This window comes from Streptomyces sp. NPDC001204 (assembly GCF_053598035.1).
In genome coordinates this window covers 296,920-303,444 of the sequence record NZ_JBSFJL010000008.1, presented here as the reverse complement: position 1 = coordinate 303,444, position 6,525 = coordinate 296,920, and the positions used below count along the sequence as shown (strand labels likewise).

The 6,525-nt window shown below is 70.5% G+C and carries 5 protein-coding genes; 1 reads left to right on the top strand and 4 read right to left on the bottom strand.

Going from position 1 to position 6,525, the window contains the following annotated elements:
* From ACWC91_RS14760 to ACWC91_RS14745, 4 genes are all read right to left on the bottom strand, one after another.
* Positions 1 to 281, bottom strand: a 281-nt coding sequence (locus ACWC91_RS14760) for a flavodoxin-dependent (E)-4-hydroxy-3-methylbut-2-enyl-diphosphate synthase (RefSeq protein ID WP_450643039.1), incomplete at its 3' end; no start/stop codon positions are given.
* A 171-nt stretch (positions 282 to 452) separates the two neighbouring features.
* On the bottom strand, positions 453 to 1,745 hold the full coding sequence (locus tag ACWC91_RS14755; protein WP_450643054.1) for a M50 family metallopeptidase: 1,293 nt from the start codon (positions 1,743 to 1,745) through the stop codon (positions 453 to 455).
* Positions 1,746 to 1,753: 8 nt separating this feature from the next.
* Positions 1,754 to 3,016 carry a 1-deoxy-D-xylulose-5-phosphate reductoisomerase gene (dxr, locus tag ACWC91_RS14750; protein WP_225079308.1) on the bottom strand — a complete coding sequence of 421 codons (1,263 nt, stop codon included), beginning with the start codon at positions 3,014 to 3,016 and terminating at the stop codon, positions 1,754 to 1,756.
* A gap of 206 nt (positions 3,017 to 3,222) precedes the next feature.
* Positions 3,223 to 5,163, bottom strand: a complete 1,941-nt coding sequence (locus tag ACWC91_RS14745) for an acyl-CoA dehydrogenase family protein (protein ID WP_225079309.1) — start codon at positions 5,161 to 5,163, stop codon at positions 3,223 to 3,225.
* A 348-nt stretch (positions 5,164 to 5,511) separates the two neighbouring features.
* Between ACWC91_RS14745 and ACWC91_RS14740 the strand changes: the two genes are divergently transcribed.
* Complete coding sequence (locus ACWC91_RS14740) at positions 5,512 to 6,525, top strand: LacI family DNA-binding transcriptional regulator (protein ID WP_225079310.1); 1,014 nt, start codon at positions 5,512 to 5,514, stop codon at positions 6,523 to 6,525.

The window sequence follows — 6,525 nt, the reverse complement described above, 5'->3', positions numbered from 1 at the left end:
GCGATCACCGGGATCTGCGACTTCCGCGCGATCGTCGCCAACACGTCCGCGTCATCCTGCGTCGGACACGCCACCCGCACGATCTGACAACCCGAGGCCGTCAGCTCCGCGATCTGCTGCAAGGTGGCGCCGACATCCGACGTACGCGTCGTCGTCATCGACTGCACCGACACCGGCGCGTCCCCGCCCACCGCCACGGAACCGACCTGGATCTGCCGGCTCTTGCGGCGCTCGGCGAGCTTGGTCGGAACGGACGGCATGCCGAGAGAAATCGCAGTCATCTGCTGTGCAACCCCAAGTCGTGGATCAAGGTCCGGCCTCGTTCAGCGGCGGGCTCCAGGCATCGAGATTACGGCACGTCCATGTGCCCCAGCACATCCCACCCGTCAAAACCCACTCAATGGAATGCGGCCGGACGGGAGATCCGTCCGGCCGCATTCGTCAGGGGCCCGCTAGGAGATTTTGACCGGGTTGACCACGTCCGCGATCAGGACGAGGATCGTGAAGCAGACGAAGACGCCCGCCACCACGTAGGCCACCGGCATCAGCTTCGCCACGTCGAACGGACCCGGGTCCGGCCGGCGCAGCACCCTCGCCAGATTCCGCCGCAGCGACTCCCACAGCGCCCCCGCGATGTGCCCGCCGTCCAGCGGGAGCAGCGGGAGCATGTTGAACAGGAACAGGGAGAGGTTGAAGCCGGCGACCAGCATCAGGGCCATGGCCAGCTGCTGGGTGGGCGGGATGTCCAGGGTGAAGATCTCGCCGCCGACGCGGGCCGCGCCGACCACGCCCATCGGGGAGTCGGGCTGGCGGGGAGCGCCGTCGAAGGCCGCGTTCCACAGGGCCGGCACCTTGCCGGGCAGGCTCGCGATGGAGTGGACGGCCTCGCCGAGCCGGTCGCCCATCCAGGTCACGGACTGCCCGAAGTCCTGGCGGACGATGCCGGTGGCGGCGCTGAAGCCGAGGAAGCCGGCGCTGACGTACTGCCCCTGCACGATCTGGCCCTGGGAGTCCTTCTTGGCGACCTGGTTGGTGGCGATCTTCGCGTGCAGGGTGACGTCCTGGCCCTTGCGGTCGACGACGATCGACGCCTCCTTGCCGGGGTTGGCGCGGATCAGGTCGGACAGCTGGTTCCAGTTGTCGGTCTTCACCCCGTTGAAGGAGACGATCTTGTCGCCCGCCTTCAGGCCCGCGGCCGCGGCCGGCGCCGGGGCGTCGGTCTTCTTGCAGTTGTCGCGGTTCTCGCTCTGCGCGATGACGCACTGGGAGACCGAGCTGACGGTGGTCGTCTGCTGCGAGATACCGAAGCCCATGAGGACGGTCAGGAACAGCGCGACCGCGAGGATCAGGTTCATGAAGGGGCCCGCGAACATCACGATGACCCGCTTCCACGGGGCACGTGTGTAGAACAGGCGCTTCTCGTCACCGGGGCCGAGCTCCTCGAAGGCCGCCGAGCGGGCGTCCTCGATCATGCCGCCCCAGGGCGAGGTGGAGCGCGCGGTGATCCGGCCGTCGTCGCCCGGCGGGAACATGCCGATCATGCGGATGTAGCCGCCGAACGGGATGGCCTTGATGCCGTACTCCGTCTCCCCCTTCCTGCGGGACCAGAGGGTCGGGCCGAATCCCACCATGTACTGCGGCACTCGGATGCCGAAGAGCTTGGCGGTGGACAGATGCCCCAGCTCGTGCCACGCGATCGAGACCAGCAGGCCCACCACGAAGACGACTATGCCGAGGATCATCATCAAGGACGTCATGCACGCGCCTCCGCTGTCGCCGTCCGCGCTGTCAGTTCCCGGGCCCTGGCGCGGGCCCAGGTCTCCGCTTCGAGGACGTCCGGCACAGTCAGCGTAGTTCCCGTGCGGGGTGTGCCGTGCTCCTCGACCACTTGTGTCACGGTCTCCATGATCCCGTTGAAGGGCAGTGTGCCGCGCAGGAACGCGTCGACGCACTCCTCGTTGGCCGCGTTGAACACGGCCGGGGCGGTGCCGGCGAGCCGGCCCACGTGCCGGGCGAGCCCCACGGAGGGGAAGGCCTCGTTGTCGAGCGGGAAGAACTCCCAGGTCGACGCCTTGCTCCAGTCGAAGGCGGGCGCCGCGTCCGGAACGCGTTCGGGCCATCCCAGGCCGATGGCGATGGGCCCGCGCATGTCGGGGGGCGTCGCCTGGGCGAGGGTGGATCCGTCGGTGAACTCAACCATCGAGTGGACATACGACTGCGGATGCACGACGACCTCAATGCGATCGAAGGAAATGTCGTACAGCAGGTGGGCCTCGATGACCTCCAGCCCCTTGTTGACCAGGGTGGCGGAGTTGACCGTGATCACCGGACCCATCGCCCAGGTGGGGTGGGCGAGGGCGTCCTCGACGGTGACGTCGGCGAGCTCGGCCTTGGTCCGGCCGCGGAAGGGCCCGCCGGACGCGGTGACGACCAGCTTGCGCACGTCGGTCCGTGTCCCCGCCGCGAGCGCCTGGAAGAGGGCGGCGTGCTCGGAGTCCACCGGGATGATCTGACCGGGCTTGGCGAGCGCCTTGACCAGCGGGCCGCCGACGATGAGCGACTCCTTGTTGGCGAGCGCGAGGGTGCGGCCCGCCTCCAGGGCGGCGAGGGTCGGGGCGAGGCCGATGGAGCCGGTGATGCCGTTGAGGACGGTGTGGCAGTCGGAGGCGGCGAGCTGGGTGGCCGCCTCCGGTCCGGCGAGGATCTCGGGGAGCGGCTCGGCCGTCCCGTACTGCGCGGCGAGCGCCTCGCGCAGGGCCGGTACGACGTCCTCGCGGGCCACGGCGACGGTCCGCACCCGCAGCCGGTACGCCTGCTCGGCGAGGAGACCGACCCGTCCGCCGTTGGCGGAGAGCCCGGTGACCCGGAAGCGGTCCGGGTTGCGCAGTACGAGGTCGATGGCCTGGGTGCCGATGGACCCGGTGGACCCGAGGACCACCACGTCCCTGGGCCCGTCCCCGGTGACGGGGTCGAAGACGAGGTGCGGGTCGGCGAGAGGGGCTGGACTGTCGCTCATCCCTCCATTGTGGCGGCAGCGGCTCCCCGAACGGACAGCGCGTCCCTCCCGGAGGGGGAGCGAGTCGCCGGTCGCCGCGCCGGGGGGCGGCGCGGCGCGCCCCCCGGCGGCGGACGCGGTCGGCTGCCCGGTGGCGATGCCTCCGGGCAGCCGGTGGAGTGCGCCGGCAGACGGCCGTACCACGTGTCGGGGCCGTCGGCCGGCCGTCACCTGATCGGCCGGTGCACGTTCTCCCGCTCGCTCGGGCCGGGGTCCGCCGCCGCGATCCAGGGGCCGTCGTCCGACGGGTCGATGACTCCTTCCTCCAGCCAGGTGTAGGCGCCGCCGAGGACGCCCTTGACGACCTTGCGGTCGAGGTCGTCGGTGTTGCTCCACAGGCGGTCGAAGAGTTCGGCGACGCGGATGCGGGACTGCCGGCAGAAGGCGTCGGCGAGCTGGTAGGCCTCGCGGCCGTGGTCGCCGTGGGTGCGCAGGAGCTCGGCGCGGACGCAGGCCGCGCTCATCGCGAACAGTTCGGCGCCGATGTCGACGACCCTGCCGAGGAAGCCCTGCTTGGTCTCCATCCGGCCCTGCCAGCGGGACATTGCGTAGAAGGTGGAGCGGGCGAGCTTGCGGGCGTGGCGTTCGACGTAGCGCAGGTGGCCGGAGAGGTCGACGTGCCCGGGCGGGTGGAACTCGGCGTACGAGCGCGGGAGCTGGCCCGGGCCCGCGACCAGCTTGGGCAGCCACTTGGCGTAGAAGACGCCCGCGTTCGCGCCCGCCCTCGCCTTGTCCGAGAGGGTCTTGTCGGGGTCGATGAGGTCGCCGGCGACCGAGAGGTGGGCGTCGACCGCCTCGCGCGCGATCAGCAGGTGCATGATCTCGGTGGAGCCCTCGAAGATGCGGTTGATGCGCAGGTCGCGCAGCATCTGCTCGGCGGGCACCGCGCGTTCTCCGCGGGCGGCGAGGGACGCGGCCGTCTCGTAGCCGCGGCCGCCGCGGATCTGGACCAGTTCGTCGGCCATCCGCCAGGCCATCTCGGAGCCGTAGAGCTTGGCGAGGGCGGCCTCGATGCGGATGTCGTTGCGGTTCTCGTCGGCCATCTGGGACGACAGGTCGAGCACCGCCTCCAGCGCGAAGGTGGTGGCCGCGATGAAGGAGATCTTCGAGCCGACCGCCTCGTGCAGCGCGACCGGCTTGCCCCACTGCTCGCGGGCCGCAGACCACTCGCGGGCGATCTTCAGGCACCACTTGCCCGCGCCCGCGCACATCGCCGGCAGGGACAGCCGGCCGGTGTTCAGGGTGGTCAGGGCGATCTTCAGACCCTGGCCCTCGCCGCCGATGCGGTGGGCGGCCGGGACCCGGACCCGGTGGAAGCGGGTGACGCCGTTCTCGATGCCGCGCAGGCCCATGAAGGCGTTGCGGTTCTCCACCGTGATGCCCTCGGAGGCGGCCTCGACGACGAAGGCGGTGATGCCGCCCCGGTGGCCCTCCGACTTGGGCACGCGCGCCATGACGACGAGGAGGTCGGCCACGACCCCGTTGGTCGTCCACAGCTTGACCCCGTCGAGGATGTAGTCGTCGCCGTCCGGGACCGCCGTGGTCGCCAGGCGTGCCGGGTCGGAGCCGACGTCCGGCTCGGTGAGCAGGAAGGCGGAGATGTCGGTGCGGGCGCAGCGCGGCAGGAAGGTGTCCTTCTGCTCCTGGGTGCCGAAGAGTTTCAGCGGCTGCGGCACACCGATCGACTGGTGCGCGGAGAGCAGCGCGCCGATCGCGGGGCTGGCGGAGCCGGCCAGGGCGAGGGCCTTGTTGTAGTAGACCTGGGTCAGGCCGAGGCCGCCGTACTTGGTGTCGATCTTCATACCGAGCGCGCCGAGCTCCTTGAGACCGGTGACGACCTCGTCCGGGATCCGCGCGTCGCGCTCGATGCGGGCCGAGTCGATCTTCGTCTCGCAGAAGTCGCGGAGCTTGGCGAGGAACTCCTCGCCGCGCTGGGCGTCGTCGGGGGCGGGCAGCGGATGCGGATGGATGAGGTCGAGCCGGAAGCGGCCGAGGAACAGCTCCTTGGCGAAGCTGGGCCTGCGCCAGTCCTGCTCCCGGGCGGCCTCCGCCACCTGGCGGGCCTCGCGCTCGGTGACGGTGGGCTTGTTGGACGTTGGTGCGGACATGAGGCTCACCTCGCCGCGAATAGGGATGTGGGGGCGGTTCGTTACCGACCGGTGCTACTGGATCGTATGTACCCGATACCGGGCGGACCCACCACCCCACGCACACGGACGTTCGCAGTGCACCGTCTGTCTCGGTGTGATGCCACCCCAGCATCGTGTGTGCGGGGCGTGACGACCACTCCTGTACTCCGTTCGGATGGCCCCGCTCCGGGCCAGGGACAGAAAACAATCGAAGCGCTTCGACAGGCTATGGACACCCACCTCCGCCGGGGTTACTGTCGAACCACTCTCACCCCCCGATGTCAGCACCGCGCACTGTCGAAGCGCTTCACAAACTTGGAGAGCTGGATGGTCACCCTCGCCGAGGTCGCCCAGCACGCCGGAGTCTCGGCGAGCACGGTGAGCTACGTCCTCAGCGGCAAGCGGTCCATCTCCGCGAGCACCCGGCAGCGGGTCGAGGAGAGCATCCGGCAGCTCGGCTACCACCCGAACGCGGGCGCCCGCGCCCTGGCGAGCAGCAGGTCCAACATCATCGCCCTGATGATCCCGCTGCGTACCGACATGTACGTGCCGGTGATGATGGAGATCGCCATCGCCGTGGCGACCACCGCCCGCACGTACGGCTACGACGTGCTGCTGCTCACCGGCGAGGAGGGCCCCGACGCGGTGCGACGGGTCACCGGCAGCGGGCTCGCCGACGCCATGATCCTGATGGACGTCGAGCTGGACGACGAACGGCTGCCGCTGCTGCGCGGGACCGACCAGCCGTCGGTCCTGATCGGGCTGCCCGCCGACACCAGCGGCCTGACCTGCGTGGACCTGGACTGGGGTGCGACGGGCGCGCTGTGCGTGGAGCATCTGGCGCTGCTCGGGCACCGTGACATCGCCGTCATCGGCGAGGCTCCCGCGGTCTACGAACGGCACACCGGCTTCGCCGAACGCACCCTCGACGGTCTGCGCTCCCGGGCCCGCGAGCTCGGCCTGGGCCTGCTGCACCGCCCGTGCGAGGGCGGGTACGACGCGATGACGGTGACCCTGGCCCGGATCCTCGACGAGCGCCCGGGCACCACCGGCTTCGTCGTGCAGAACGAGTCCGCCGTCGAACCCCTGCTCGCCCTGCTGCGCCAGCAGGGCCGCGCGGTCCCCGAGGACGTGTCGGTGGTCGCGATCTGCCCGGACCAGGTCGCCGTCCAGGCCTCGGTGCGTCTGACCTCGGTGGGCATCCCCGCCCAGGAGATGGGCCGGCACGCGGTCGCGCGCCTGGTGGCCAAGCTCGACGGGCACGACGCGGACGAAGTGGTGCTCATCGCGCCCGAGTTGACGGTCCGGGCGAGTTCGGGGCCGGTCCACTCCGGCTCCTGA